This is a genomic window from Gordonia sp. McavH-238-E (genome assembly GCF_022348225.1).
In the GTDB taxonomy this organism is placed as follows: domain Bacteria; phylum Actinomycetota; class Actinomycetes; order Mycobacteriales; family Mycobacteriaceae; genus Gordonia; species Gordonia terrae.
Genome location: NZ_JAKRFE010000017.1, coordinates 1 through 26,189 on the forward strand (window position 1 = coordinate 1; position 26,189 = coordinate 26,189).

The 26,189-nt window shown below is 66.4% G+C and carries 27 protein-coding genes and 2 tRNA genes; 13 read left to right on the forward strand and 16 right to left on the reverse strand.

Features of this window, described 5'->3' with window-relative positions; all coding sequences use genetic code 11:
• Positions 1 to 303: 303 nt before the first annotated feature.
• Positions 304 to 1,788, reverse strand: a complete 1,485-nt coding sequence (locus MHN80_RS21335) for a DHA2 family efflux MFS transporter permease subunit (protein WP_239403576.1) — start codon at positions 1,786 to 1,788, stop codon at positions 304 to 306.
• Positions 1,789 to 1,866: 78 nt separating this feature from the next.
• Between MHN80_RS21335 and MHN80_RS21340 the strand changes: the two genes are divergently transcribed.
• The 3 genes from MHN80_RS21340 (at position 1,867) to MHN80_RS21350 (ending at position 3,760) form a co-directional block, all read left to right on the forward strand.
• Positions 1,867 to 2,115, forward strand: a complete 249-nt coding sequence (locus tag MHN80_RS21340; RefSeq protein ID WP_004023329.1) for a hypothetical protein — start codon at positions 1,867 to 1,869, stop codon at positions 2,113 to 2,115.
• Complete coding sequence (locus MHN80_RS21345) at positions 2,115 to 2,948, forward strand: SDR family NAD(P)-dependent oxidoreductase (RefSeq protein ID WP_239403588.1); 834 nt, start codon at positions 2,115 to 2,117, stop codon at positions 2,946 to 2,948. The genes MHN80_RS21340 and MHN80_RS21345 overlap by 1 nt, the downstream gene beginning before the upstream one ends.
• 92 nt (positions 2,949 to 3,040) lie before the next feature.
• The gene (locus MHN80_RS21350; RefSeq protein ID WP_239403589.1) at positions 3,041 to 3,760 is read left to right on the forward strand and encodes a type 1 glutamine amidotransferase domain-containing protein; all 720 of its coding nucleotides are present in this window, start codon (positions 3,041 to 3,043) and stop codon (positions 3,758 to 3,760) included.
• 253 nt (positions 3,761 to 4,013) lie between these two features.
• On the opposite strand, the gene rpsR is transcribed toward MHN80_RS21350, so the two are convergent.
• Genes rpsR through rpmB form a run of 4 tightly spaced genes read right to left on the reverse strand, consistent with a single transcriptional unit; the run spans position 4,014 to position 5,011 of the window.
• Positions 4,014 to 4,277, reverse strand: coding sequence for a 30S ribosomal protein S18 (gene rpsR / locus MHN80_RS21355; RefSeq protein WP_004020949.1), 264 nt, complete (start codon positions 4,275 to 4,277; stop codon positions 4,014 to 4,016).
• A 28-nt stretch (positions 4,278 to 4,305) separates the two neighbouring features.
• Positions 4,306 to 4,611: a 30S ribosomal protein S14 gene (gene rpsN, locus MHN80_RS21360; RefSeq protein WP_239403590.1), complete on the reverse strand. Its 306-nt coding sequence runs from the start codon at positions 4,609 to 4,611 to the stop codon at positions 4,306 to 4,308.
• Positions 4,611 to 4,775: a 50S ribosomal protein L33 gene (rpmG, locus tag MHN80_RS21365; RefSeq protein WP_239403591.1), complete on the reverse strand. Its 165-nt coding sequence runs from the start codon at positions 4,773 to 4,775 to the stop codon at positions 4,611 to 4,613. Before rpmG ends, rpsN begins: the two co-directional genes overlap by 1 nt.
• Entirely contained in the window at positions 4,775 to 5,011 is a 237-nt protein-coding gene (rpmB, locus tag MHN80_RS21370) for a 50S ribosomal protein L28 (protein ID WP_004020952.1), read from the reverse strand. The genes rpmG and rpmB overlap by 1 nt, the downstream gene beginning before the upstream one ends.
• 104 nt (positions 5,012 to 5,115) lie before the next feature.
• On the opposite strand from rpmB, the gene mrf reads away from it, so the two are divergent.
• Together mrf and MHN80_RS21380 are read left to right on the forward strand one after the other, a co-directional pair.
• Positions 5,116 to 6,471, forward strand: coding sequence for a ribosome hibernation factor-recruiting GTPase MRF (gene mrf / locus MHN80_RS21375; RefSeq protein WP_239403592.1), 1,356 nt, complete (start codon positions 5,116 to 5,118; stop codon positions 6,469 to 6,471).
• Positions 6,472 to 6,501: 30 nt separating this feature from the next.
• Positions 6,502 to 6,762: a type B 50S ribosomal protein L31 gene (locus MHN80_RS21380; RefSeq protein ID WP_239403593.1), complete on the forward strand. Its 261-nt coding sequence runs from the start codon at positions 6,502 to 6,504 to the stop codon at positions 6,760 to 6,762.
• A gap of 24 nt (positions 6,763 to 6,786) precedes the next feature.
• Here MHN80_RS21380 and MHN80_RS21385 read toward each other — a convergent pair whose 3' ends face one another.
• The gene (locus MHN80_RS21385; RefSeq protein ID WP_101820435.1) at positions 6,787 to 7,356 is read right to left on the reverse strand and encodes a TetR/AcrR family transcriptional regulator; all 570 of its coding nucleotides are present in this window, start codon (positions 7,354 to 7,356) and stop codon (positions 6,787 to 6,789) included.
• Positions 7,357 to 7,429: 73 nt separating this feature from the next.
• On the opposite strand from MHN80_RS21385, the gene MHN80_RS21390 reads away from it, so the two are divergent.
• Positions 7,430 to 7,996, forward strand: a complete 567-nt coding sequence (locus MHN80_RS21390) for a dihydrofolate reductase family protein (protein WP_101820436.1) — start codon at positions 7,430 to 7,432, stop codon at positions 7,994 to 7,996.
• 8 nt (positions 7,997 to 8,004) lie between these two features.
• Here MHN80_RS21390 and MHN80_RS21395 read toward each other — a convergent pair whose 3' ends face one another.
• On the reverse strand, positions 8,005 to 8,967 hold the full coding sequence (locus MHN80_RS21395) for a saccharopine dehydrogenase (RefSeq protein ID WP_239403594.1): 963 nt from the start codon (positions 8,965 to 8,967) through the stop codon (positions 8,005 to 8,007).
• Positions 8,968 to 9,035: 68 nt separating this feature from the next.
• On the opposite strand from MHN80_RS21395, the gene MHN80_RS21400 reads away from it, so the two are divergent.
• Positions 9,036 to 9,599 (forward strand): helix-turn-helix domain-containing protein, encoded by a 564-nt coding sequence (locus MHN80_RS21400; RefSeq protein WP_239403595.1) that lies wholly within the window; start codon positions 9,036 to 9,038, stop codon positions 9,597 to 9,599.
• A gap of 69 nt (positions 9,600 to 9,668) precedes the next feature.
• Here MHN80_RS21400 and MHN80_RS21405 read toward each other — a convergent pair.
• The 9 genes from MHN80_RS21405 to dnaA all read right to left on the reverse strand — a co-directional run bounded on the left by MHN80_RS21405 (position 9,669) and on the right by dnaA (position 21,193).
• Positions 9,669 to 9,744, reverse strand: a tRNA-Ala gene (locus MHN80_RS21405).
• Between the two features lie 61 nt (positions 9,745 to 9,805).
• Positions 9,806 to 9,879: transfer RNA gene (locus MHN80_RS21410), tRNA-Ile, on the reverse strand.
• 66 nt (positions 9,880 to 9,945) lie between these two features.
• The gene (locus MHN80_RS21415; RefSeq protein ID WP_239403596.1) at positions 9,946 to 10,860 is read right to left on the reverse strand and encodes a DUF3566 domain-containing protein; all 915 of its coding nucleotides are present in this window, start codon (positions 10,858 to 10,860) and stop codon (positions 9,946 to 9,948) included.
• 117 nt (positions 10,861 to 10,977) lie between these two features.
• Entirely contained in the window at positions 10,978 to 13,467 is a 2,490-nt protein-coding gene (gene gyrA / locus MHN80_RS21420) for a DNA gyrase subunit A (protein ID WP_101820438.1), read from the reverse strand.
• Between the two features lie 137 nt (positions 13,468 to 13,604).
• Positions 13,605 to 15,668: a DNA topoisomerase (ATP-hydrolyzing) subunit B gene (gene gyrB, locus MHN80_RS21425; RefSeq protein WP_004020963.1), complete on the reverse strand. Its 2,064-nt coding sequence runs from the start codon at positions 15,666 to 15,668 to the stop codon at positions 13,605 to 13,607.
• Positions 15,669 to 16,010: 342 nt separating this feature from the next.
• Positions 16,011 to 16,598 carry a DUF721 family protein gene (locus tag MHN80_RS21430; protein WP_239403597.1) on the reverse strand — a complete coding sequence of 196 codons (588 nt, stop codon included), beginning with the start codon at positions 16,596 to 16,598 and terminating at the stop codon, positions 16,011 to 16,013.
• On the reverse strand, positions 16,591 to 17,829 hold the full coding sequence (gene recF, locus MHN80_RS21435; protein ID WP_239403598.1) for a DNA replication/repair protein RecF: 1,239 nt from the start codon (positions 17,827 to 17,829) through the stop codon (positions 16,591 to 16,593). The genes MHN80_RS21430 and recF overlap by 8 nt, the downstream gene beginning before the upstream one ends.
• A gap of 42 nt (positions 17,830 to 17,871) precedes the next feature.
• Positions 17,872 to 19,041: a DNA polymerase III subunit beta gene (gene dnaN / locus MHN80_RS21440; protein ID WP_064571351.1), complete on the reverse strand. Its 1,170-nt coding sequence runs from the start codon at positions 19,039 to 19,041 to the stop codon at positions 17,872 to 17,874.
• Between the two features lie 643 nt (positions 19,042 to 19,684).
• Complete coding sequence (gene dnaA / locus MHN80_RS21445; RefSeq protein WP_039866015.1) at positions 19,685 to 21,193, reverse strand: chromosomal replication initiator protein DnaA; 1,509 nt, start codon at positions 21,191 to 21,193, stop codon at positions 19,685 to 19,687.
• A 500-nt stretch (positions 21,194 to 21,693) separates the two neighbouring features.
• Here dnaA and rpmH point away from each other — a divergent pair, with 500 nt between their 5' ends.
• From rpmH to rsmG, 6 genes are all read left to right on the forward strand, one after another.
• Positions 21,694 to 21,837, forward strand: coding sequence for a 50S ribosomal protein L34 (gene rpmH / locus MHN80_RS21450; protein WP_004020968.1), 144 nt, complete (start codon positions 21,694 to 21,696; stop codon positions 21,835 to 21,837).
• A 46-nt stretch (positions 21,838 to 21,883) separates the two neighbouring features.
• Positions 21,884 to 22,309, forward strand: a complete 426-nt coding sequence (rnpA, locus tag MHN80_RS21455; RefSeq protein ID WP_239403599.1) for a ribonuclease P protein component — start codon at positions 21,884 to 21,886, stop codon at positions 22,307 to 22,309.
• A 2-nt stretch (positions 22,310 to 22,311) separates the two neighbouring features.
• The gene (yidD, locus tag MHN80_RS21460) at positions 22,312 to 22,734 is read left to right on the forward strand and encodes a membrane protein insertion efficiency factor YidD (protein ID WP_374206402.1); all 423 of its coding nucleotides are present in this window, start codon (positions 22,312 to 22,314) and stop codon (positions 22,732 to 22,734) included.
• A 27-nt stretch (positions 22,735 to 22,761) separates the two neighbouring features.
• Positions 22,762 to 23,970 carry a membrane protein insertase YidC gene (gene yidC / locus MHN80_RS21465; RefSeq protein ID WP_004020971.1) on the forward strand — a complete coding sequence of 403 codons (1,209 nt, stop codon included), beginning with the start codon at positions 22,762 to 22,764 and terminating at the stop codon, positions 23,968 to 23,970.
• Positions 23,971 to 24,015: 45 nt separating this feature from the next.
• A complete protein-coding gene (locus MHN80_RS21470; protein ID WP_239403600.1) occupies positions 24,016 to 24,690 on the forward strand; it encodes a R3H domain-containing nucleic acid-binding protein in 675 nt (224 codons plus the stop codon).
• 751 nt (positions 24,691 to 25,441) lie between these two features.
• Positions 25,442 to 26,149, forward strand: a complete 708-nt coding sequence (gene rsmG / locus MHN80_RS21475) for a 16S rRNA (guanine(527)-N(7))-methyltransferase RsmG (RefSeq protein ID WP_239403601.1) — start codon at positions 25,442 to 25,444, stop codon at positions 26,147 to 26,149.
• Positions 26,150 to 26,189 lie beyond the last annotated feature (40 nt).

Below are 26,189 nucleotides of genomic sequence, written 5' to 3' on the forward strand. Positions count from 1 at the left end.
GTGTTGCGGTGATCGCCAGCGCAGTGAGGCCGACAGATCTCGTCCATGACAGCACCGTCAGCCACGAAGCAGGTCAGGCCTCAACCCATGACGACCACCACACCCATTCTCACTGCCACGAAGGGTTCGGTGACGCATCTCACCAGGACCCTTCGTGACGGCCTCCGCAAGCTCCGGCCTCCTCAGGGAGCAGTAATTGGGCCCGCTCCGGTCACAACGAGTGCTTTCGCAGTCCACGACGGTCGCAGTTACTGAGGAGCGAGCGTCTCATCCCGCCCCCTGAGGAGCGAGCTTGCGAGCGTCTCACCCCGCCCCCTGAGGAGCGAGCTTGCGAGCGTCTCGAAGGGCCCGCCGCGCCGGCATCACGAACACGGCCGCGAGGAGGGCGCACACGAGCAGACCGGCCGTGAGGAGGTACGTGTCGGCGATCGCCGAGGCCAACTCGGGCGCGGCGTCGATGCGTTCGGCGGGACTCAACGTCATCGCCCCCGCCACTCCCCGATCGTCGACCGCCCCGCTGCGCGAGTTCATCAGCGCCGCAATGGTGGCGGTGATCGCGGCGGATGCCATCGCGACGGCGAACTGGTTCGAGGTCGTGAGGATGGTCGTGCCACCCGGGGTGTCGGCGCCTTCGAGATCGCGGGTGGCGGCGGTCATGGTGGGCAACATCGTCGCTCCGACACCGATTCCCATGAGAGCGAGGATCGCGACGATGACCGGGTAGGAAGTGGACTCGTCGAGCAGCGTCGCCATCAGGATCATCGCCGTCGTCGACAGCACGATCCCGCAGATCGCGACCCGCCGTGGGTCCACGGAATCGGCCACGCGGGTGGCGATCTGGAGAGTGATGCCGCTCAGGAGCGCGGGGAGGACGAACAGCATGCCTGCGGTCGTGGCCGAATCGGACCGGACCGATTGGACATAGATCGGCAGAATGGTCATCGAGCCGAAGTACGCCCCGGCAAAGAAGATCATCACCACGACGCCACCACGCAGGCGAGCTTGTGCCAGGAGTCGGAGATCCAGGACGGGGGTGCGGCTGCGCAGCGACCGGCGCACGAAGTACGCCAACAGGATCACGCCGATACCGACCGGCACCAGGATCGACGCCGCGAGGAGCGAACCGGTGTCCCCGGCGCGAGACAGGCCGAGAACCAGGAACGCACCACCCGGGGACAGAGCGGCAACCGCACGCAGGTCGATCCGCGGCATCCGGCGAGAGCCGGTCCGCGGGAAGAATCGCCAGGCCAACGCCACCGCGATCAGTCCGAGGGGAACGTTGACCGCGAACACGACGCGCCAGCTGCCATGGTCCACGAGAACGCCGCCCAGCACCGGACCGAGCACGGGACCGACGAGGGTGGGCAGTCCCAAGATGGCCATCATCCGACCGCGCAGTCTCCCGGGCACCGCCTGCAGCGCGATGGCCATGCCCACGGGTTGTAGCATTCCGCCGCCGAGTCCCTGTGAGGCGCGAAAGACGATGAGACTGACGATGTTCCAGGACAGGGCGGTGAGCAGTGAGCCGAGGACGAAGACCAACAGCGCCGCGCAGTACACGCGCCGACCGCCGAACCGATTGCCGGCGTACGCGGATAGCGGCATCACCGCCACAAGGGCCAGCGCGTAGGCGGTGGTCACCCACTGCACGCTGGACAGCGGGGCGTCGAATTCGGTGGTGAGTTGTGGGAGCGCGACGGTCACCACCGTCACGTCGAGCATCACCATGAGGGTCGGGACGACGAGGATGAGGCCGATGCGCCGGCTGGCCGGGCCGAGTGTGGTCACAACGACGAGCAGACAACCTCAAGTTAACTTGAAGTCAATACCGGTGTGAATTCGAGCGTCTTCGGGCAAGGTGGAGAGATGCCGGACAACGAGAAGCCCACCTGGACGACGAACGAAGACGAACTGAAGACCGACCCCGATCTGCGGGACGATCCGGACGAGGAGCACGGTCCCGAGTCGGTTCTGCCGGCCGCCGGTGACACCCCGATCGGGCAGACGAAGCGGACCGAGGAGGAGAAGGCCGCCTACGAGGCCGCTCCCCACACCGGTCACTCCGATCAGGGCCACGCTCTGGGCGGTTCCGAGGGCACGGCGGAGGGACAGTGATGGCCGAACCGACCCGCACCATCGTTCTCACCGGCGCCAGCGACGGTATCGGCGCGATCGCCGCCCGGTCCCTGGCCGGGCCCGATACCAATCTCGTCCTCGTCGGACGCTCACCGAAGAAGCTCGCGCCGATCGCGGCGGAGACCGGCGCGACCCAGTTCACCGCGGATTTCTCGGATCTGGCGCAGGTGCGGGACCTCGCCGCCGAGATCAACGGTGCCGTGGGGGCGATCGACGTCCTGATGAACAACGCGGGCGGGACGTTCGACTCGTCCCAACGCACCGCCGACGGGCACGAGTTCAACTTCCAGATCAACCACCTCGCGCCGTTCCTGTTGACTCACCTGCTGCGAGACCGACTGGCCGCGGCACCGCAGTCCCTGGTCCTGAACACCTCCAGCGTGGGCAATCTCTTCGGGCAGGTCGACCTCGATGATCTCGACTTCGAGAAACGCCGGACACTCGCGATGCGCCCGTACGGCACCGCCAAGCTGATGAACATCCTGTTCACGCGCGGGATCGCCCAGCGCTGGACTGCCGACAAGATCTATTCCGCCGCAGTGCATCCCGGACCCGCGGCAACGAGCTTCGGCCGCGACTCGCGATTCGTCGGGCTCGCCTATCGGTCCCCGATCACACGCCTGGTGACCATCACCCCCGAGCAGGGTGCCGCCCCGCTGATCGCCCTGGCCGAGCGCGGCGCCGACCCGAGCGTCAACGGGGTGTACTTCAACCGCCACAAGCCCAACGGCCGGGAGAATCGCCAGGCCCACGACCAGACACTGATCGACGGTCTGTGGCAGCGCTCCGCCGAGCTCACCGGTCTCACCTGACCTGACCTGACCTGCACCGTGGCCGAGATCGCGGTTGTTCTCTACGTTGGCGGACGATGTCCACATCGTCTACCTGGGCACAGGAGGTTCAGATGACACGCAACATCCTTTTCATCATGACCGGCGCCGGAAGCTGGACGCTGAACGACGGCTCGGCTCACAAGACCGGGTTCTGGGCCGAAGAGGCCGTCGCCCCACTGGAGGTCTTCCGCGCGGCCGGATACAAGGTCACGGTGGCCACCCCGAACGGCGTACAGCCACCGGTCGACGAGACCAGTCTGGCGGTCGAGAGCATCGGCACGCCCGAGCGCGCGGCCGAGATCCGCCACGTGGTCGAGACCGCACCCGAACTGAAGAAGCCGATCGCGCTCACCGACGTTCGCATCGCCGACTACGACGCCGTGTTCGTTCCCGGCGGACACGGCCCGATGGAGGATCTGGCGGTCGACGCGGACGCAGGTGGCCTCCTGATCGCAGCCGACGAGGCGCAACTACCGGTCGGGATCGTCTGTCACGGGCCGGCGATCCTGCTCGCCGCGAACACTCCCGACGGGGTCAACGCGTTCGCCGGTCGCACGGTGACCGGCTTCAGCAACGCCGAGGAGGAGCAGGCCGGGCTCGCCGACAAGGCTCCCTGGCTCCTGCAGGACCGGCTCACCCAGGCGGGATTCAAGGTCACCCTCGCCGAACCGTGGACGGTCCACATCGAGACCGACGGCAACCTGCTGACCGGCCAGAACCCCGCATCGTCGGAATCGCTGGCCCGCACCCTGCTCGATCGACTCGAGAACGTCCCGCAGGGCTCGAAGTAGGGCTTTTGCTCGCCGAGGTGCGAGGAGCGTTAGCGACGCCCCTCCCGCTCCCTAATCCGAAAGAAGCGCCCCCGTCTGCTCCCTGAGGTGCGAGGAGCGTTGGCGACGAGCCACGAAAGGGCCTGGTGAGATACCTCGCCAGCCCCTTCGTGGCTCGCTTCGCTCGCACCTCAGGGAGCAGAGATCGGGACGCTCACGAGTGTTCTTTTGTTGTTCCACGAAGGCCGCCAGGCCGCAGATACCGAGGCGCGCGTCAGTGCCGAGAGTCGTACGGCAGCAACGCCATCTCGCGTGCGTTGCGGATCGCCGTGGCGACTTGGCGCTGCTCCTGCGGACTCAATCCGGTGAGCCGTCGGCTCCGGATACGTCCTTTGTCGGACAAGAACTGCCGCAGCAGCGCGACGTCTTTGTAGTCGACCGGATTACGCCCGTCGACGCGTACACCCTGCGCTGCGAGCAGGTTCTTCTTGCGTTTGGCCGGCACGTCGTCGCGCTGGCGGATTCTCTTGTTGGCCATCACCGTTCCTGGTTCTCGTAGGGCCCTCTCACCAGCTGGACTTCTGGATCCCGGGTAGTTCGCCGCGATGCGCGAGCTCTCGGAACCGGACGCGGGACAGACCCGCTTTCCCGATGTACCCGCGCGGACGGCCGTCGACCGCATCCCTGTTCCGCAGACGCGTCGGGCTTGCGTTGCGTGGCAACCGCTGTAGGCGTCGTAGCGCTTCCATCCGCTCCTCGGGCGTCGAATCTGCCGCCACGCTCGCACGTTTCAGTTCGGCGCGAAGGTCGGCATACCGTGCGACAACCTCCTTGCGCTGTTCGTTGCGGACGATCTTGGACTTCTTGGCCATCAGCGGTCCTCCTTGAAGTCGACATGGGTGCGTGCGATCGGGTCGTACTTTCGCAGCACCATCCGATCCGGATCGTTCCGCCGGTTCTTCCGGGTCACGTAGGTGTACCCGGTCCCGGCCGTCGAACGGAGTTTGACGATGGGACGGATCTCGTTGCGCGCCATCAGACCTTCTCTCCACGCGCGCGGATCTTGCGCAGCACCGACTCGATACCGTGCTTGTCGATCGTCGAGATCCCCTTGGCGCTCACGCGCAGCGTCACGTACCGCCCCTCGCTGGGCACGTAGTAGCGCCGACGCTGGATGTTCGGGTCCCATCGGCGCGACGTCCGCTTGTGCGAATGCGACACCTGCTTGCCGAACCCCGGCACCCGACCGGTGACCTGGCACCTCTTGGACATGCTGCCTCCTGTTCTTATCGACAATGATTGGCATTAACTGTTCGGCCACGGTACCGTCGTCGGAGCACAAATGGAAATCATTCTCAATAGATCGGAGTGGAGTCGTGTTCGACGATGGACTCGCGAACCGCCCGGAGGACGCCGGACCGACCGACCATCGAACCCCGGTCGTCCTGGTCACCGGGCTCGACGCACCGACAATCCATCGGGTGGGCGATGCGTTGGAGTGCGGCGGTGTCGGCAGCGTCCAGGTACACCACGACCTGACCCAGGTGGAGGATGGGCGCGTCGTCCGGACCCTCAGTTGGCGGGGACCCGACGGGCGTAGCCGACATGACGTCTGCATCGTCGAGTTGGCCCATGGATGCATCTCGTGCACGCTGCGCGAGGACCTGCTCCCCCTGCTCCGGCGCCTTCATCGTCGACCGTCGGTGAGCCGGATCGTCCTCACGCTCGATCCCGTCCTGGAACCCGAGCAGGTCGCCTGGTCGATCGAGAACGTCATCGTCGCGGACATGCCCGGGTTCGACGACGCCCCGGCGGCCGCCGACGTCCGCGTCGACCTCACCATTGCGTGTGTCGCCGAGGAGGATTGGCTGACGTCGGCGACGGGCGACCTCTCCCTGGCAGAAGGCGGGCACGTCGCGCTCGACGACGACCGCACGCTCGCTCAAGTGGCAGTCGGACAGGTCGCCTTCGCCGATGCGCTCGTGGTCGCGGCGTGCGACCCGACTTTCCGCGACGCGTGGGCGTCGGCCCGACTCGTCGCCGTCCTCAAGCGGCTCGCACCGCATGTCCCGATGATGTTCGAGCTGCCCCAGCGTCCGATCACACCGCTTCTCGCCGAGCAGTTGCTCGCCGCGGTGCCCCCACGTTCACGGCGGGGTCGCATCGACGGTCCGCACGACCCGCTCCTCGCCGGTGAACCTCCGTTGGAATCCGATTGCGGGGTCACCTGGGTCGAGTTCCACAGCGACCGACCTCTGCACCCGGGCCGTTTCCACGACGCGATCGACGCGCTGCTCGACGGGGTCGTCTGTGCGCGCGGGCGGCTCTGGATGGCGACACAGCCCGACGAGGCGCTGTGGCTCGAGTCGGCCGGCGGCGGGCTGCGCGTCGCCCACGGAGGCCCCTGGCTGGCCTCCATGTCCGATGACGAGCTCGCCGAGGTGTCCGCCGAACGTCGCGCCCTCGGTGCCCTGCGCTGGGACGAGACGTTCGGCGACCGCCACACGTCACTCGTCGTGCTCGTTCACTCGGGCGAACCCGCCGACATCGAGGAGGCACTGCGGAACGCTTGCCTCAACGAGGTCGAATTCGCTGCGGGACAGCAGTTCTGGTCGACCTTCGACGATCCCTTCGGTCAGTTCCACGCCGACCCGTGCGACGACCTCGACGTCGCCGAGTCGACCGTGGACGCGATGCCGGGGCTCGACGCCTCGGACCCGCGGGACAACTGACGCTCATCCATCTCCCGAAAGGCACCCAGCATGAAGAAGGGCATCCACCCCGACTACCACCCCGTCGTCATCCGCGACGGTTCAACGGGCAAGGAGTTCCTCACCCGCTCGACCGCGACGTCGTCGGCGACCGTCACGTGGTCCGACGGCAACGAGTACCCGCTCATCACCGTCGACGTCACCAGCGATTCGCACCCGTTCTACACCGGCGTCAACACGATCCCCGACGTCGCCGGCCGGGTCGAGAAGTTCCGCCGTCGGTACGCGCACCTCGAGCGCGACAAGTCCTGATCGACAGTCGGTGCGGGACGCGGCTCAGCCGGGCAGCAACCCGTCGACCAGTGCATCGACGATGTCGTCGACCGGTACGTCCGGGAGCAGGGGGCCGGTCAACTGGTCGAGGAGGAGTCCGTCGACCGCGTAGTGGAACAGGGCGATCTCCCGCGCGGTTCCCGGCAGGCCCGCCTGCTCGTTGAAGGCAACGTCCCCGGCGAATCCGGTGCGGCGCCATTCGACGATGATCTCTGCGACCTCGGGGCGCCGAATACCTTCCAGCCGGAGTTCGATCAGTGCAATGGTGACGGTCCGGTTCGCCATCAGACGTTCGACGATGTTGCGGAGGTACTCGGCGAACAGCTCCCGGGTCGGTGTGCGCCCGACCCGTTCGGCGATGAAGTCGTCACTCGGCGCCAGCCGCTCATAGATGCGCTCCACCAGCCCGGTCAGAAGTGCTGACCGAGAACGGAAGTAGTTCGTCGTCGTACCGACAGGCACGCCGGCGGCACGATCGACGGCGCGGTGGGTGAGCCCGCGGGCGCCGGTGTCGGCGAGCACTTCGAGGCCCGCATCGGCCAGCGCGCGTCGGCGGTCGTCATTTCGGGCCATGGGAAAACGATAGCGCAACCACTACATGTGCTGTAGTTTCTCAACCACTACATCTGAAGTGATTGGGGACAACATGCGTGAACTCGTGTACTACGTGGCCGTCAGTCTCGACGGGTACATCGCCGGACCGGACGGGCAGTTCGACGCCTTTCTCATCGAAGGCGATCACATGGACGGGATCAACGACAGATTCGCCGACACGATCCCGACCGACTACGCCGCCGCACTCGGGATCGACCAGAGCGCAGGCATCTTCGACACCGTGCTCATGGGAGCCGGCACCTACGCTGCGGGGCTGCCCGAGGTCACGAGCCCGTACCGCCACCTCGACCAGTACGTCTTCACCCATCGACGACGCGACCCCGTGGACGGTGTGACGTTCACCGACCGCGACCCGCTCGACGTCGTGCGCGATCTCAAACAGGTTGAGGGAAAGGATATCTGGCTCTGCGGGGGTGGCGATCTGGCGACCCAGCTGGCCGACGAGATCGACCGGTTCGTCCTGAAACGTCAGCCGGTGCTCTTCGGCAGCGGAATCCCGCTGATGGCTCCGGGTCGGTACGCGCCCAGGAGGTTTCGCCGCGTCAGTGGTCAGGACTTCGAGACCGGGGTCTCGATCGTGGAATACGCCGCGACGTAGGAGCGGACCTACGTCACCACCGCGAGCGCGTCGCCGAGCGAGACGAGGTCGGCCATCGTCACCGCAGTCCGCGACGAATCGCGCAGCTCTGTCGCAGCGCGGATGGCAGCCAGCGCCGTCAACCGACCTGTCGCCTCGGACTGTCCTGTACCGCAGGCGTGTCGACGTTCACCGGACCGCCGGTTCTCGGCGACGACATGCCAGGCGTCCGACCCGAGGGGAGGCGCCCACGTCAAGGTGCTCCGCAACACCGGCACCCGACCGATCAGACCCAGCGCCGCGGTCATCGGTGCCGAGCTGAGGGTGAGATACGAGCGGATCGCGCCGGGCTTGTCGTCGAGCAGGACGTGGTCGGGGAAGTCGGCGCGCAGATAGCGCCTGCTGCGTCCGTCCGGTCCGGTGGCGCGGCGGGTCTCGCCGAGGTTGCGCACCGGCCGGCCTTCCGGCGGGTGGTGGACGTCGGTGCCGACCAGACCGACCGTCCAGGCGACTGCCGCCGGGCCATGCTTCTCGCCCGCCCCGAGCATCACGAGTACATCGAGGTCGTCGTCCGGGCGCGAGTCGAGGGAGGCGGCCAGGATCGTGCTCAGGCCCGGTGCAAGCCCCGCTCCCAGGACGACCGGCCCCACGGCGGCGTCCCGCAGCGCGTCGAGGTAGGCCCCTGACGCCGAGACGTCGACCAGTGGCGTCGGTCCGGTCGCGGTGCCGAGCTCCGGGCGCTCGATCCCCGAGGCATTGACGACGACGTCGTGTCGCGCAACGAGACCACGCAACTCCGAGAGGTTGCCCAGTAGATCGACCCGGGCGTCACCGGTTGCCGTGCGGCTCGTCGCGGTCACGACATGGCCGGCGTCCACCAGCTCCCGGGCGACGACTTCGCCCACCGCACCGCGCCCGCCGAGAAGCAGGATTCGTAGATGCTCGTTCGATTCGTCCACCTCAACGCCACCTGCGTCGTACCCGATGCTCATGGAGTCCATGGTCTGCGACGGCAGTCGCGACCGGCGAGAGCTTTTGCGGAATCTGCAAAGATGACGCCATGACCGCTGACCTGACCGAGCTGATCAGCGCGATCGGTCCGCGGCTTCGCACGCTCCGGCTCGCGCGGGCGCTCACTCTGACCGCTGTGGCCGAGGAGTCGGGACTGTCCATCAGCACACTCTCCCGGGTGGAGACCGGGAAGCGTCAGCCGACGCTCGACGTCCTGCTCCCCCTCGCGAAGGTCTATCGGGTCTCGCTCGATCAACTCGTCGCCGCGCCGCCCACGGGTGATCCTCGTGTGCATCTCGAACCGAGGTCGGTGTCGTCCGGGGGTGTCATCGTTCCACTCACCGGCTACCCGGGGCGGGTACGGGCGTTCAAGCACGTCCTCGGTCCGCGTGAGCCGCGACTCGTCACCCATGACGGACACGCGTGGCTCTATGTGCTCGCCGGGCGAGTGCGCCTACTTCTCGCCGACGCCGAGCACGTCCTGGAACCCGGCGAGACGGCTCGGTTCGATCCGACGACACCGCACTGGTTCGGACCGGCCGACGACAGCCCCGTCGAGATCCTGCATCTCTTCGGTCCACATGGTGACCGGCCGGTTGTGCGGCTGGGATGAGAGTCGGCGATCGGAGAAACGCCGAAGGCGACGAGTGGCTCGTCGAGCCGCATCGTCGCCTTCGAGAAATGGTGGAGCCTAGGAGATTCGAACTCCTGACATCTGCCTTGCAAAGGCAGCGCTCTACCAACTGAGCTAAGGCCCCGTACCGACCCGGATGGGTTCGGTGGGATGCGAATTCCGATGTCCGAAAACATCTGTCGCAGTGGGCCTAGGAGGACTTGAACCTCCGACCTCTTCGTTATCAGCGAAGCGCTCTAACCGCCTGAGCTATAGGCCCTTGAACCGAGGAGTGAGATTACCCGACCGATGCCCCAACAAACAAAACGGCTGGTCAGGAGCTCACTCAGTCGAGGTCGGCGAGAGTCACCTCGGCGCCGCCGACGAGGTCGGCACAGATGTTGTAGATGTAGCTGCCGATCGTCGCGAGCGCCGTCAGCAGGATGGCGTTGATGGCCCCCAGGAGGGCCGCACCGCCGAAGACGGTGCCGGCCCCGATGACGTCACCACTCGTGCTCGATTCCTCGGCCATGAGTGTTCCGAAGCTGTTGTTCACCTGATCCCACACGCCCATGCCGTCGAGGATCAGATACAGCACCGCCACGGAGATCATCCAGATGAAGAAGCCGACCACCGACAGGACCGCCGCGACCTTGAACGTCGCCCACGGGTCGATCCGACGCACCTGCACCGACGCGCGCAGCGCGGTCCCCGCAGCGAGCACCTGGCGTGGCGCCGACCGCGGAGCCGACTTGCCCCCCGGCGGCGTCTGAGGTGCCTCGGGTCGTTTCAGGTCGGCCGTGTGGTGGATCTGATCCAGATCGGGCAGGTCGTTCTCCGGCAGGTGCCCTCGGTCGATCGTGCTGGTCGGCGACTCGACGAAGCCGGGTTCCTCGGTGGCCGTCGCCGTACCCGGCCGGCGCGGACTCTCGAGCTTGGTCACCGGCGCCTGCTGGCCGCTCATGCTGGCGGCGGCGGTGCCGCTGTTGGTGACGACGCCGCGCGGCGGCGGGCCGCCCGGGTTGCTCGGCGGCGGGCCGCCCGGGTTGTTCTGCGGCGGGCCGCCCGGGTTCCCGTCGGCGCCGGGGCGTGACGCGCCCTCACGAGTGAACGTCTCGGTCGGTGCGGCGGCCGAATCCTCGGCGGGTCCGCGCTGCCAGGGCGGCACCAGTCCCCCGGTCGGGGTACCGGTCCCGGGGCCCCCAGGCCCCCCGGCGGGGCGCCCGTTCTGGTCCTGATGCGGCTCGTTCGGTGTGCTCACAGACATTCCCTCACTCAGGCGTTCTGACGTTGCTCGCTCGGCGCCGGGTCCGAACCCACTGTTCCCCGGCCCGCCGACTGTCGGCGGGCCGCGAAACAGTGGTCTTCACCCTAACGCCTAGGAGGAGACCTCAGTCTCGTCCGGCTCGTCGGCGTTGCGGGCGATCGCGATGACCGTCGTTCCCTCGTCGATGTTCATCAGGCGCACACCCTTGGTCTGGCGACCGGCCTTGCGCACCGACTTCGCCGTGGTGCGGATGACACCACCGCCCGAGGTGATGGCGTAGAGCTCCGAGTCGTCGTCGACGATGAGGGCGCCGATCAGTTCGCCGCGACGGCGATCGTGGGCGATGGTCAGCACACCCTTGCCGCCTCGGCCCTGCACCGGGTAGTCGTCCATGCCGGTTCGTTTGGCGTATCCACCGGACGTCGCGACCAGGAGGTAGGTGCCGTCGCGGACGACGTTGAGCGACAGGAGGGTGTCGTCGGTGTTGAACCGCATGCCCTGGACACCGGAGGTCTGTCGGCCCATCGGCCGCAGGGCCTCGTCGTCGGCGTGGAAGCGGATCGACTGGCCCTTCTGTGAGACCAGGAGCAGATCGTCGTCGGCGCTGCACAGCTGGGCGCCGACCAGTTCGTCCTCGCCGCGCAGGTTGATCGCCGCGATGCCGCCGGAGCGGTTGGAGTCGAAGTCGACGAGTCGCGACTTCTTCACCAGACCGTTGCGGGTGGCCAGCACGAGGTAGGGCGCGTCTTCATAGGTCTTGAGCTGAATGACCTGGGCGATGCGCTCTTCCGGCTGGAAAGCCAGGAGATTGGCGACGTGCTGGCCCCGCGCGGTGCGGTTCGCCTCGGGCAGCTCGTAGGCCTTGGCGCGGTAGACCCGACCCCGGGTGGTGAAGAACAGAATCCAGTCGTGGGTCGAGCACACGAAGAAGTGCTTGACGATGTCGTCCTGCTTGAGCCCGGCTCCCTGCACACCCTTGCCGCCGCGACGCTGGCTGCGGTAGAGGTCGGTCTTGGTGCGCTTGGCGTACCCGGTCTCGGTGATGGTGACGACGACGTCTTCACGCGCGATCAGGTCCTCGTCGCTGACATCGCCGTCGGCCGCGATGATCTTGGTCCGACGCTCGTCGCCGTACTTCTCGACGACCTCTTTGAGCTCGTCGCGCACGATCGCGCGCTGACGCTCCGGCTTGTCGAGAATGTCCTTGTAGTCGGCGATCTCGAGTTCGATCTCGGCGAGCTCGTCGACGATCTTCTGACGCTCGAGGGCCGACAGGCGACGCAGCTGCATCGCGAGGATCGCATCGGCCTGGATCTCGTCGATGTCGAGGAGATCGATCAGGCCGGTCCGCGCGGTCTCGGTGTTCGCCGAGCGGCGGATGAGCGCGATCACTTCGTCAAGGGCGTCAAGGGCTTTCACCAGGCCGCGCAGGATGTGGGCGCGTTCCTCGGCCTTGCGCAACCGGTACCGGGTACGACGCACGATGACATCGATCTGGTGCGCCACGTAGTAGCGGATCATCTGATCCAGACGCAGGGTGCGCGGCACGCCGTCGACGATGGACAGCATGTTGGCGCCGAAGCTGGTCTGGAGCTGACTGTGCTTGTACAGGTTGTTCAGCACGACCTTGGCGACGGCGTCGCGGCGCAGTGTGACCACGATGCGCATGCCGACGCGGTCCGAGGACTGGTCCTCGATCCGGCTGATGCCCTTCAGTTTTCCTTCGTTGACCTGCTCGGCGATCGACTGGATGAGGTTGTCCGGGTTGACCTGGTACGGCAACTCGGTGACCACCAGCGTGGTGGTCCCCTTGTTCTCTTCGATGTCGACGACGCTGCGCATGCGGATGCTGCCGCGCCCGGTCATGTAGGCGTCCTTGATGCCCTGGCTGCCGACGATCAGTCCGGCGGTGGGGAAATCGGGACCCTTGATGCACTCCATGCACGCCGCGAGAGTGGTCTCGTCGTCGGCGTCGTGGTTCTCCAGTGCCCAGAACACCGCGTCGGCAACCTCATTGAGGTTGTGCGGCGGCATGTTCGTCGCCATACCGACCGCGATGCCGCCGGATCCGTTGATCAGGAGGTTCGGGATACGGGCCGGCAGAACCGTCGGCTCGTTGGTCTTGCCGTCGTAGTTCGGGACGAAATCGACTGTCTCCTCGCCGATGTCGCGCAACATCTCCATCGCGAGCGGGGTGAGGCGAGCCTCGGTGTACCGCATGGCGGCCGCACCGTCGTTGCCGCGTGAGCCGAAGTTGCCCTGACCGTCGATGAGCGGGTACCGCATCGACCACGGCTGGGCGAGACGCACCAGGGCGTCGTAGATCGCGGTGTCGCCGTGCGGATGGTAGTTACCCATCGTCTCCGCAACGGGTTTCGCCGACTTCACGTAGCTGCGATCCGGCCGGAAACCGGCGTCGAAGGATGCATAGAGGAGCCGGCGGTGCACCGGCTTCAGGCCGTCGCGGACCTCGGGAAGTGCGCGGCCCACGATGACGCTCATCGCGTAATCGATGTAGCTCTTCTGCATCTCCTGCCCGAGATCGACGGGCTCGATGCGATCGCCTTCACCGCCGGCGGGCGGCAGGGTGGTGTCAGTCATTTGGATTCTTTCTGCCGGTGGTTTCGAGGCTCGTCGCTAGCGCTTCCTTCGAGGCTCGTCCCTCGCACCTCAGGACGCCGCCTCGCACCTCAACCAGCGGGGTGCGGATCAGCGGCTCGGAGCCAACCGTTTGGCGATCAGACATCGAGGAAGCGAACGTCTTTCGCGTTGCGGGCGATGAAGCTGCGGCGAGCGGCGACGTCCTCCCCCATGAGGATGGAGAACAGTTCGTCGGCGGCCGCGGCGTCGTCGAGGGTCACCTGGCGCAGGACGCGCACGGCCGGGTCCATCGTGGTCTCCCACAGTTCCTTGGCGTTCATCTCGCCGAGACCCTTGTAGCGCTGGATGCCGTCGTCGGTGTTGATCTTCTTGCCCGCCGCCCGGCCGGCCTCGAGCAGTCCGTCCCGCTCACGGTCGGAGTAGGCGAACTCGGGCGCCGACTTCTGCCACTTGAGCTTGTACAGCGGCGGCATGGCCAGGAACACGTGACCGTGCTCGATGAGCGGCCGCATGAACCGGAACAGCAGGGTCAGCAGCAGCGTCGAGATGTGCTGGCCGTCCACGTCGGCATCGGCCATCAGCACGATCTTGTGATAGCGGAGCTTGGAGATGTCGAACTCGTCGTGGATGCCGGTGCCGAACGCGGTGATGATCGACTGCACCTCGGCGTTCTTCAGCACGCGGTCGATGCGCGCCTTCTCGACGTTGATGATCTTGCCGCGCAGCGGGAGGATCGCCTGGTACATCGAGTCGCGGCCCGACTTGGCACTGCCGCCGGCCGAGTCGCCCTCCACGATGTAGACCTCGCACTTGGTCGGGTCGTTGCTGCGGCAGTCGGCGAGCTTGCCGGGGAGACCGCCGATGTCGGTGGCGGTCTTCCGACGCACCATCTCGCGCGCGCGGCGTGCGGCCATGCGCGCCTGCGACGAGTCGACGGCCTTCTTCACGATGATCTTGGCCTCGGCCGGATTCGCCTCGAACCAGTGACCCAGGTGCTCGTTGCAGGTCCGCTGGACGAAGCCCTTGACCTCGGTGTTGCCCAGCTTGGTCTTGGTCTGGCCCTCGAACTGCGGGTCGGAGACCTTCACCGAGATGACCGCCGCGAGACCCTCGCGGATGTCATCACCGGTGAGCTTCCCGTCTTTCTCCTTGAGCAGCTTCTTGTCCAGCGCGTACTTGTTGACCGTGCTGGTCAGCGCCGCGCGGAACCCCTCTTCGTGGGTGCCGCCCTCGTGGGTGTTGATGGTGTTGGCGAAGGTGTGGACCGACTCGGAGTAGCCGGCGTTCCACTGCATCGCGATCTCGACCTCGTGGCCGTCACCCTTGGCGTTGAATCCGATCACCGTGTTGTGGATCGACTGCTTGGTGCGGTTGAGATGTTTGATGTAGTCGACGAGTCCGTCGGGGTAGTGGTACGTGCGGGTCTTCGGCTTGGCCGCCGCAGCAGCCTTCTCCTCCTCGGACTTCACCACCTCGGCGGCCTCGGTGCTGCCGCCGTCCTCGTCGCCGTCGGCATCACCCGGCGGCTCGACGGCCTGCGGGCGCTGATCGGTCAGCGTGATGGTGAGGCCCTTGTTCAGGAACGCCATCTCCTGCAGTCGACGCGCGACCGTCTCGGCGTTGAATCGCGTGGTCTCGGTGAAGATCTCGGGGTCGGGCCAGAACCGGACGGTGGTGCCGGTCTTGCGCGTCGCGCTCCCCTGCTCCAGGGCGCCGGGCTTGGCGTAGCTGTAGGTCTGCTCCCAGTTGTAGCCGTCGTTCTGGATCTCCAGCTCGACCTTGGTGGACAACGCGTTGACCACCGAGATGCCGACACCGTGCAGACCACCGGACACCGCATAGGCGTCGGAGTCGAATTTGCCGCCGGCGTGCAGCTGGGTCATGACGACCTCGACGGTCGGCACGCCGGTCCGGTGCATGCCGGTCGGGATGCCACGACCGTCGTCGACGACCTGCACACCGCCGTCGGCGAGGAGCGTCACGTCGACCCGAGAGGCGAAACCGGCCATCGCCTCGTCGACGGAGTTGTCGACGACCTCCCAGATCAGGTGGTGAAGGCCTCGTTCACCGGTGGATCCGATGTACATGCCGGGCCGTTTGCGGACGGCTTCCAGACCTTCGAGGATGTTGATCGAATCGGCGCCATACTCTGACGGCTTCTTCTTGTTCTTCTTCGGTCCGGTGTCGCTGGTGTCGGCCACGAGGTGCGTCCGCTCCTGTTCTGCTCATCGACGGATCAGGGGGTCTCCGGATCCGTCGTCGATCCTTCTCGACGGGGCACACGGCGGCTACGCACACAGGGATACCCGGTGTGTGGATCCGGGTAGCCTGAAGGCGCTGTCTGTCTGTTGTTGTGCACCCCTGTCGGGACAACTCCCCACAGTGTACTGCCTGACTCGCCCTGGAACGCGCATCCGGGGCCGCTAACAGGCCCTCAGATCGATTTTCTTGGCTTCATCCCGGGTCGATCGTGGCTTGGGGATGTAAAACGGCCCACGAGGCTCAGCAACTAGTAAAGTGCCGGCGACTCTGCTAGCGACGCATCAGCCGTAGGTGTCGCGCGGGCCCCGGCCTCGCACATGCCGCTCGCCCTTGCGCCACGACGGCCCCTTCGGGCCGCTGATCCGCAACGAGGTGACCTGACCGTTGCCGATGGCGGCCGCGATCTTGGCGAGGATCTGCGACTGGACGTAACGGAGTTGGGTCGCCCATGCCGTCGACTCGGCCTGGACGTGGAGTACGTTGTCGCGCAGAGCAACCGGCTTCGAGTGTGCAGCGATGTCGGAACCCACGATCTGCTCCCACATGCCGAACAGGGTGCCTTCGCCGATCTTCTCCTGCCAGCCGCGTTCCTTCGCCAGACCTCCGACGAGCCTGCCGAACGGCTGCGGATCCCGCGCATCGGGTCCGGAGCCGGACCAGCGTCGGCGACCCTGGGATCCCCGCGGTACCCGACGCACCGGCGACGCCCGACCCCGACCGACGGACTTCCCCGCGGCGCGGGCCTGCGCACGGGCCTCTTCGAGTGCCTTGCGGGCGCGTTCGTATCCGCCCAGCTCACCCGGCGGCGTCGGGCGCGGCGCCGGCTCGATGGGATCATCCGGAGAAGCGGATGGGTGGTCCTCACTCATGGGTTCCCTCCCCCGCGGCCACCTCGTCGTCACCCTCGCGGTCATCGTCATCATCCTCGGGAACCCCGGCCCCGTTGACGTCGACGATGTGCGAACGCCGTCCCTCGTCGTCGTCGACGACGTCGACACCGATTCGCCGTCCGCCGATCCGCTCGGGGATGTCCTCCGCCACGGCAGCGGTGATCAGCAGCTGTTCGGCACCGGCGGTGAACTCGACGAGTTGGGCACGCCGCTTGGCGTCGAGTTCGGCGAACACGTCGTCGAGCATGATCACCGGCTCGACACCCTCCGCACGGGTCAGCTCGACGGATCCCAGGCGCAAAGCCAGGGCCAACGACCAGGATTCCCCATGGGAGGCAAAACCTTTCGCGATATCGCTGCCGAGGACGATGTCGATGTCGTCGCGATGCGGGCCGACGAGACACAGGCCGCGCTCGATCTCCTTGTCGCGCAACTCGGTCAGGCGTAGCGCCAGCACGTCGGCGATCGCCTCGGGCGTGCGTTCGTCGATCTCCGCACCCCCCGCGGGCCGGTATCGGAGCACGGCCGGTCGGGAATGCGGCGCGATCGATGCGTACGAACCGGTGAAATGGGGTTCGAGCTCCGCGAGTACCGACAACCGCGCCGACACCACCTGACCACCGAGATCCGCGAGCTGACCGTCCCAGACATCGAGCGTGCTGATCACCGAATCTGCCTGGTCCCCACCACGTCTCAGCGCTGCGGCGGCGGTCTTGAGCAAGGCAGACCGCTGGCGGAGGACCCGGTCGTAATCGGCGCGGGCTGCGGCCAGACGTGGACCCCGCTGAGCGACGAGCTCGTCGACGAAGCGCCGCCGGTCGCTCGGATCCCCCCGCACCAGGGACAGATCCTCCGGCGCGAACAGCACCGTGCGGAGGATCCCGAGCAGATCACGGGGTCGGCGTGCCGGACTCTGGTTGATCGCGGCCTTGTTGGCGCCCTCGGCGTTGATCCGTAGATCCGCGGTCAGTTCGCGGCCGTCGTTCTCGACGGTCGCGATCACCGAGGCCGACGCGGATCCCGCGTGTACCAGCGGCGCGTCGGAACTCACACGATGCGACCGGAGGGTGGAGAGATAGAAGAGCGCCTCGAGCAGGTTGGTCTTGCCGAAGCCGTTGCGGCCGGTGAAGACGGTCGGACCGGGGGCCAGATCGAGATCGACGGCCCGCCACGATCGGAAATCCCTCAGATGCAGCTCACGGACGAACACGAGTCGGCGTCGATCCTGGTGACGCGAGGCCGGCGGCGGCCGTCAGCCCGGAAGGCGGACGGGCATCAACAGGTAGCTGAATGCGCTCTCCGGGGCGACGAAGGCGCCGGACTCGTCCGCGACCGGATCCTCGCCGCCGGCCGGACGGAGAACGGCGGGCCGGCTGGGCGTGGTGAACCCGAAGTCCACCGCGTCGGCGTTGATCGCCGACAGTCCGTCCTGCAGGTAGCCGGGGTTGAACGCGATCGTGAGGGGTTCGCCCTGGAACGACACCGGTAGCTCTTCTTCGGCCTTGCCTGCCTCGTCGCCACCTGCGGTGAGCAGCACGGATCCCTCGGAGAACTCCATCCGGACCTGCGCACCGCGCTCGGCGACCAGGGCCACACGTCGAATCGCCTCGATCAGCGGGCCGCTGTCGATGGTGGCGACGGCGGTGTGGCTGGCCGGCAGCAGCTGACGGAACTTCGGGAACTCCGCGTCGAGCAGGCGGGTGGTGGTCTTCTTGGTCTCGCCGAGGATGCCGAGGATGCCGTCGGATCCGATGGCCGCGCCCCCGCCGAAGGCCAGGGAGACGACGCCGGTGCCCTCGGCACCTGCGGTCTTGGCGCTCTCCGACAGCGTCTTGGCCGGGACCAGAACGGCACCCTTCGTGTCGGGATCAGAAGGCTCCCACTGCAATTCGCGCACCGCGAGACGGAATCGGTCGGTCGCGGCGAGAACGACGGAATTGCCCTCGATCTCGACGCGCACGCCGGTTAGCATCGGCAGCGTGTCGTCCTTGCCGGCTGCCACGGCCACCTGGGAGATGGCCTCGGCGAACAGCTGCGACGGGATCGTGCCGGTGATGGACGGGACGTCGGGCAACTGCGGGTAGTCCTCGACCGGCATCGTCGGAAGGGAGAACTTCGCGCTGCCACAGGTGATCGCGACGCGCGAGCCGTCGAGGGTCACGTCGACCGGCTTGTTCGGCAGGGCCTTGGTGATGTCGGCGAGAAGCCGGCCGGAGACCAGCACCTGCCCGGGCTCGGCGACCTCCGCGCCGAGGTTCTCCTGCGCCGAGACCTCGTAGTCGAAGCCCGAGACGGTCAGGCCCGTCTCACCGACGTTGAGCACGACACAACCGAGAACCGGGACGGGCGGACGAGACGGGAGACTGCGAGCGACCCAGGCGACGGAATCAGCGAACTCGTCACGCGCGACACGAAACTTCATGCTGGGAGGTTGCCCTTCTCTCGTTCTCGTTCCCGCCTGGATCGCCGGGTCGGCGCCACAGTGGGTCGGCCGGCCTGGAGTGGGATCCCGCATCCGGGAATCCCACTGTAGAACGCCACTGCCCGAGCCGGAGTGGTTGGGGGCAAGTCCGGCCCTCGTACCGGCGGCGTCCGAGCGCGCCGATCGGCAACGGTCTGTGCACAGACCTTCTTACAAAAGATTCTCTTTCTAGAGGGATCCATCTCAGTAATAGGAGCTGTGCAATCTGTGGACAACCATGCCATCGGGCCAGTCCGGATGGGTGTGAGCGTGTGCATGACCGGTGGAGCAACGTCGAGCGGATCCGGGCACCGGTGTGGAGTTTTCATGTTGTTCGCGCGGCGTCCACCGTCGGTGCACATGCCGACCGGGGTTATCCCAAGGATCATCCACAACTGGTGATCAATCGCGACCAGGGCCGTTCGTTGCCGGATCCGAAGACGACAAGTCGTCGGACGGCGTCCGCGACCCTCGACCCGAGGAACAGAGTTGGCCTTCGGGCCCGCTGAATCCGGTCGCCGGAGTCGGACCGTGAGACGACCGCACCCCCGGGCCGATGCGGCCTCGGGGGTGCGAGAGAGCTACAGATACGGGAGAGGGCGTCTCAGCCGACGGCACGCTGTTTGATGCGTGCGGTGAGCTCCTGGACGTGGTCGTAGACCCGACGTCGCTCCGCCATCTCCTTGCGGATCTTGCGTTCGGCGTACATCACGGTGGTGTGGTCGCGGTCGAAGGTCTCCCCGATCTTCGGCAACGAGAGGTCCGTGAGTTCCCGACACAGGTACATGGAGATCTGACGTGCCTGGGCGATCGATCGTGTCTTACCGGGACCGCGCAGTTCCTCGACGGAGATGTCGAAGTATTCGGCGGTGATCGCGAGAATGCTCGCCGCACTGACCTCGAGGGTCCCCGAATTGGGCAGCAGCGCCTGCAGGACGACGTCGGCGAGGGACTTGTCGAGTGCGGCGTCGTTGAGCGAGGCGAACGCGGTGACGCGGATCAGCGCCCCCTCGAGTTCGCGGATGTTGCGTTCGATCTTCGACGCGATGAGTTCGAGGACGTCGTCGGGCACCGCGATGTTGTCCATCTGCGCCTTCTTGCGCAGGATCGCGATCCGCGTCTCCAGATCGGGCGGCTGGACATCGGTGATCAGTCCCCACTCGAACCGCGTCCTGAGCCGATCTTCGAGTGTCGCAAGCTGTTTCGGCGGTCGATCGGAGGAGATGACGATCTGCTTGCTCGCGTTGTGCAGGGTGTTGAAGGTATGGAAGAACTCTTCCTGGATACCTTCTTTGCCCACCAGGAACTGGATGTCGTCGACGAGCAGGACATCGACGTCGCGGTACCGGCGCTTGAACGCCACCCGTCGGTCGTCGCGCAGCGAGTTGATGAAGTCGTTGGTGAACTCCTCGGTGGACACGTACTTCACCCGCATGCCCGGGAAGAGGCGCTGTGCGTAGTGTCCCGCGGCGTGCAGCAGGTGCGTCTTGCCCAGACCGGACTCGCCCCAGATGAACAACGGGTTGTAGGCCCGTGCCGGGGCTTCCGACACCGCCACCGCCGAGGCGTGCGCGAAACGATTCGACGCACCGATGACGAATGTGTCAAAGGTGTACTTGGGGTTGAGGTTTGCCCCGGTTGCCGGCGGCGTGGACGTGGGTCGCTCGGCGAAGTACGACGCCCAGTCGCCGGACGGCCGCGGGGACTCCGACACGGGGGCCGAGCCCAGACCGGCATTGACCGGGGCAGCAGCGTAGTCGGCGGCCGCGGCGCGTCCACCGATCGGACGAGCGTCGGGTACCGGCGCCTCGGGCACCGGCTCGTCGTTGCGCGGGGTCGCGATACGTACCCCGAGGTCGACGGGCTCCTCGAGGTGACGGCTCAGGACCGAGCGGATGGTCTCGCGGAGATTTCGTTCGATCTGTTCCTGGACCAATGCCGTCGGCACGGTCAGCAGGGCGAAACCCTCGGTGAGTGTGAGGGGTCGAACCAGCGACAGCCACGCCTTCTGCTGGCGTGTCAGTGGTTCGTGGTCGCGTGCGGCTTCGTCGTCGTTGAGTTCGGCGACGACCTGCTGCCACACCTCGCCGAAAGTGTCTCGGTCTGAAGTCACGGGGCTGGCCTCCTGGTCCGGAAAACTACCAGCGTTGACGAGACTGGTGACATCGGCGCCGGAGACCGCATCTTTCCACAGGGTTATCCACACCTGTGTACAAAGGTGACGACGAGCTGGGGACTTCGGTCTGAGCCAGGCCCCCGAGGGTGTTCCTCGGCAGGCGGGTGGCCGACGCTGTGAAGGAACGTAACAGAGGTGACCGGGGGCCACAAAGCGATCGGGACGTTTGACTCGAATCTGCTGAGAATCTTGCTTTCGTGGTTCAGAACACACTGGTCGGGGGCGGTACCCCCGAGGCGATCCCGTCGTTTGATTTGAACGCTCGGTGTCAGTAGTCTCGACTGGTCATCCAGGTTGCGGATTTGCGCGGCGATCGTTCGTGTTCGCCGAGTCATCACCGACACCAGTTCGGCACCGTCCTGGATCAACAGACCAACCACAACATGTGGGTCATGCCCGGGTAACCGGCGTGCCCACAGGGAGCACAAGGAGTCACCGTGGCCAAGGGCAAGCGTACTTTCCAGCCGAACAACCGTCGTCGCGCACGCGTGCACGGTTTCCGTCTGCGCATGCGGACCCGCGCCGGGCGTGCCATCGTCAGCGGCCGCCGTTCCAAGGGCCGCGCGAAGCTCACCGCCTGATCGTCGGCTCTCACCGGATCCGTCCGCGGATCCGGTCAGCTGTTCGATGACTGCGCCCCTTCATCGGATCTCACGGGGATCCGACTTCTCTCGCACCCTGAAGTCCGGTGCGCGGGTGAACAGTCGTGACTTCGTCGTGCATCTCGCGATGGTCGGTCGGAACTGGCCGGACCCGCGAGGTCTGCGTCGGGATGTCGCGATGGTCGGCGGCCCCTGGCTCGGGCTTGTCGTCAGCAAGTCCGTCGGCAACGCGGTGACCCGCCATCTCGTGGCACGACGTCTGCGTGCCGCGTTCACGGATGCATCACATCTCCTTCCCCCGGAGACCTACGTGGTCATCCGGGCTCGCCGCAGTGCCGCAGACCGATCCAGCGATGATCTCGCCGACCAGCTCCGTGACGCGTTCGCGAGCAAGCGGGTCGCAGGCCTGTCCGCTGCGGCTGCGGTCCCGGCCGAGAGGGTGGGGTCGTAGCCATGAGCGGAACCCCCGACGCCACGTCGTCTGAACACCACGCCGAGACGCCGCCGGGTTCCGAGTCCTCGGCCGCGGCCGGCGCGCGCCTCATGCGGGGGGTGCGTCTCCTCCCCCGCCGCACCGTCATCTTCCTCATCGAGCTGTATCGCACCTGGGTGTCCCCGATGCGCCTACCGTCGTGCCGGTTCGAGCCCACCTGCTCGGGCTACGCGGTCGAAGCGCTCGACCGACACGGCTTTCTGTACGGCTCGGTGTTGTCGATCGTCCGACTCGCCAAGTGCGGGCCGTGGCACAGACCCGGTTACGACCCGGTCCCCGAACGCGGCTTCGGCGAACTGTGCCGCGGCCTGTGGGGCGGGATGACCGGAGCGCACCGACCTCGAAACCATCAGCAGGCGTCCGGCGAGACGCATGCTCTGTGAGTACAACAAGTGAGGGGTAACTGACCCGTGCTCGACTTCATCTATTACCCGGTCTCCGGGATCATGTGGGTCTGGCATTGGCTCTTCAGCCATGTCACGCCCGACACCCCGGGTGGCAACGGTATCGCGTGGGCTCTGTCGGTGGTGTTCCTCGTGTTCACCCTGCGCGCGATTCTCTACAAGCCCTTCGTGAAGCAGATCCGCACCACGAAGAAGATGCAGGAGATCAATCCGCAGCTCCAGGCGATTCGTAAGAAGTACGCCAAGGATCGGGTCAAGATGACCGAGGAGATGCAGAAGCTGCAGAAGGAGCACGGGTTCAACCCGATGCTCGGGTGCCTGCCGATGCTGCTGCAGATCCCGGTGTTCATCGGTCTGTTCCACGTGCTGCGTTCGTTCAACCGCATGGGTACCGGCATGGGCCAGCTCGGCATGAGTGCCGCCGAGACCCGTTCGCAGGGCAACTACGTCTTCAGCGCCGATCAGGTGCAGAACTTCCTCGACGCCCGCCTCTTCGGGGTTCCGCTGTCGTCCTATCTGGTCGAGCCGGCCACCGAGTTCCAGGCGTTCGTCGAGCCGGGCTCCCCCATCGACTTCACCCGGCCGCAGATCGCGTACGTCGTCGTGCCGATGATGATCATCGCGTCGATCGCCACGCACATGAACTCCCGAGCTTCGGTTGCCCGTCAGCCCGAGGCGGCGCTGGAGAACCCGCAGACGCGGATGATGAACAACCTCGCTCTGTACATCTTCCCGATCGGCATCCTCATCACCGGTCCGTTCTTCCCGGTCGCCATCCTCCTCTACTGGATGAGCAACAACATCTGGACCTACGGCCAGCAGCACATCGTCTTCGGCAACATCGCCAAGGAAGAGGAAGAGGCCAAGCTCCTCAAGCAGGAGAAGCTGAAGGCGAACGCCCCGAAGCCGGGTGTGCGGCCCGACCGGAAGAAGCGCAACGCTGCCACGAACAGCAATGGCACGGATTCGACCGGTGTCTCGCTGTCCAAGGACGGGTCCACGGACGAGCCCGACGCCGACGCGGTGGAGACCGACGCCACTCCGGCCGGCGAGTCCACGCCCGCCGCACCGGACACCGCGGCCGGCGCCAAACCCAAGCCCGGCCAGAAACCCACGCGTCCCGGAGCAGGCGCCGCACCGGGCAAGAAACAGAACCACAACCGCGGAAGCCGGTCGACGGCCAAACGCGGCAACAAACGCGGTGGCAAACGGTGACCGCCCCAGACTTGTTCGATGAAGCACAGAAGTTAGGTGAATGAGATGACAGCAGAGACTGCAACTCAAGCCGGTACAGACGCCGAGGCAACGGCCGGGACCCAGCCCGAGGATCAGGCCGACGATACCGCGCAGAAAGCTGCGGACACCGAGGCCGCGGTGGTGAGTGAAGCCGCCGACGCGGACGACACCGGCGATGACGCGTCTGACGAGACCGATGACGTCGACGACGACGAGGACTCCGATGACGAGGACGACGAAGACCGTCTCGTCGAAGAAGGCGAGATCGCCGGCGACTATCTCGAGCAGTTGCTCGATGTTCTCGACTTCGACGGCGACATCGATCTCGATGTCGATGGCGACCGGGCGGTCGTCAGCATCGACGGTGGCGACGACCTGACAAAGCTCGTGGGTCGTAAGGGTGAGGTGCTCGACGCACTCCAGGAACTGACCCGCCTTGCGGTCCAGCAGGCGACGGGTGAGCGAAGCCGTCTGATGCTCGACATCGCGCGCTGGCGTTCGGATCGCCGTGATCGTCTGGCGCGTCTGGGTCGCGAAGTTGCGGAGCGGGTGCTGTCGTCGGGCGAGCGTGAGGCTCTCGATCCGATGACACCGTTCGAGCGGAAGATCGTGCACGACGCAGTGGCAGTGGTCGACGGCGTCGTGAGCGAGAGCGAGGGCGCGGAGCCCAAGCGCCGCGTGGTTGTCCTCCCCTCGTAGTAGAACTCCCCTCCCCCACGGAGGAGATCAGGCCCCGACCGACGATCGGGGCCTGATCTGTTTCTGGGTGCTGTCTCGCGGTTGCCGGCGTGAGTCCACCAGCCGTAGGAAGCGGGCGGTGCGTTACTTACACACGTGTTGTTTCACGTGAAACAGGATCGGTCGGGCCAACCGTGCACAGCAACCCGGTCGCCGTGATCATGCCCGACGGCCTTGCCACAGGGGTAGCGGGTCACCCCCTCGTCTCATGGCGGCTGGCCGGTACGGCGGCGTGAGGGACCGGTGTGGCAGATCGGTCCGAGAGCACGATCCGGTCATGGTGAGGTGTGGCGCAATGGAGAGATCGATGGTGCCGAAACGTTGGGTGCCACGGAGCCGCCGGGTGCCGGAGTAGTTCGACCGCGGCGTCGTCGCAGTAGTTGGGATCGTCAGATTCTCATCGTGAAACACTCTCTCGTTGTGGAACCGTCCGGCCGTGCGGCCGACGGTTCGTGGGTGCGGGCAGCAGGGCTACTCACGCCCCGTCGCCTGTTCCGTTCGCTGCCAGGCTCCGTGGGCGGAGTGGGCGGGATCGTCCTGGTCCGTCACGTGACAATTCGATCCCGGACACCCGGCAGGCTGCTTTTGGCTGAATCACATCGATGTTGTTTCACGTGAAACGACGTGCGGCGGCGCGATGTGGACCGACGGGACCGCGCCGAGGTTTCACGTGAAACACTGGGTGCAAAGGACCACCTGAAACGGAGGCGAAGTGCCGTCTGACGCACAACCCGAGCACGACCGAGATCTCGATGCGTTGGCGGCTCCGCCGGCCGTTGCCGCGGACATCTTCGGGGATCGGCTGAACCTGGCCGCCGACTACTGGCGAATCCTTGCGACCGACGGAATCGATCACGGGTTGATGGGTCCGCGTGAGATCCCCCGGCTGTGGGATCGCCACATTCTCAATTGTGGAGTACTCGGCGAATTGATCTCGGAGCGTGCGAAGGTCATCGACATCGGGAGCGGTGCCGGGCTCCCTGGAGTGCCGCTGGCGATCGCGCGTCCCGACCTGTCGATCACGTTGATCGAACCCCTACTCCGACGCAGCACCTTCTTGGAGCGGACGACCGAGGCGCTCTCGCTCGACAACGTGACCGTCGTTCGCGGACGAGCCGAGGAGAAGTCTGTTCGCGGAACGGTCGGTCTCGCGGATGTGGTGACGTCGAGGGCGGTCGCTCCATTGGAACGACTGTCGAAGTGGTCCGCTCCCCTGGTCCGTCCGGGCGGCCGGATGATCGCGATCAAGGGGTCGTCAGCGGCCGAGGAGATCGAGCGCGATCGCTCGGTTGTCGGGCGCTCTGGAATCACCGACCTGTCGGTTCGCACATGCGGTGAGCGGTTCCTCGACACACCGACGACGGTGATCACGGGAACGAAGAGTGAGCGGTCGCGAAGCGGCCGCGCCGGACGGCGTTGAGGAGGCGATCGAATTGGTGTGGAGTCCGCGGAGGGCGCAG

Coding starts and splice junctions, on each gene's coding strand:
- yidD (WP_374206402.1), top strand. CDS start 22,312: ATGAGCGGAACCCCCGACGCCACGTCGTCTGAACACCACGCCGAGACG.
- MHN80_RS21470 (WP_239403600.1), top strand. CDS start 24,016: ATGACAGCAGAGACTGCAACTCAAGCCGGTACAGACGCCGAGGCAACG.
- rpmB (WP_004020952.1), bottom strand. CDS start 5,011: ATGTCCAAGAGGTGCCAGGTCACCGGTCGGGTGCCGGGGTTCGGCAAG.
- MHN80_RS21345 (WP_239403588.1), top strand. CDS start 2,115: ATGGCCGAACCGACCCGCACCATCGTTCTCACCGGCGCCAGCGACGGT.
- rpmG (WP_239403591.1), bottom strand. CDS start 4,775: ATGGCGCGCAACGAGATCCGTCCCATCGTCAAACTCCGTTCGACGGCC.
- MHN80_RS21430 (WP_239403597.1), bottom strand. CDS start 16,598: ATGAGTGAGGACCACCCATCCGCTTCTCCGGATGATCCCATCGAGCCG.
- MHN80_RS21340 (WP_004023329.1), top strand. CDS start 1,867: ATGCCGGACAACGAGAAGCCCACCTGGACGACGAACGAAGACGAACTG.
- MHN80_RS21385 (WP_101820435.1), bottom strand. CDS start 7,356: ATGGCCCGAAATGACGACCGCCGACGCGCGCTGGCCGATGCGGGCCTC.
- MHN80_RS21380 (WP_239403593.1), top strand. CDS start 6,502: ATGAAGAAGGGCATCCACCCCGACTACCACCCCGTCGTCATCCGCGAC.
- MHN80_RS21350 (WP_239403589.1), top strand. CDS start 3,041: ATGACACGCAACATCCTTTTCATCATGACCGGCGCCGGAAGCTGGACG.
- rpsN (WP_239403590.1), bottom strand. CDS start 4,611: ATGGCCAAGAAGTCCAAGATCGTCCGCAACGAACAGCGCAAGGAGGTT.
- MHN80_RS21400 (WP_239403595.1), top strand. CDS start 9,036: ATGACCGCTGACCTGACCGAGCTGATCAGCGCGATCGGTCCGCGGCTT.
- MHN80_RS21390 (WP_101820436.1), top strand. CDS start 7,430: ATGCGTGAACTCGTGTACTACGTGGCCGTCAGTCTCGACGGGTACATC.
- rpsR (WP_004020949.1), bottom strand. CDS start 4,277: ATGGCCAACAAGAGAATCCGCCAGCGCGACGACGTGCCGGCCAAACGC.
- rnpA (WP_239403599.1), top strand. CDS start 21,884: ATGACTGCGCCCCTTCATCGGATCTCACGGGGATCCGACTTCTCTCGC.
- MHN80_RS21395 (WP_239403594.1), bottom strand. CDS start 8,967: ATGAGCATCGGGTACGACGCAGGTGGCGTTGAGGTGGACGAATCGAAC.
- gyrA (WP_101820438.1), bottom strand. CDS start 13,467: ATGACTGACACCACCCTGCCGCCCGCCGGCGGTGAAGGCGATCGCATC.
- dnaN (WP_064571351.1), bottom strand. CDS start 19,041: ATGAAGTTTCGTGTCGCGCGTGACGAGTTCGCTGATTCCGTCGCCTGG.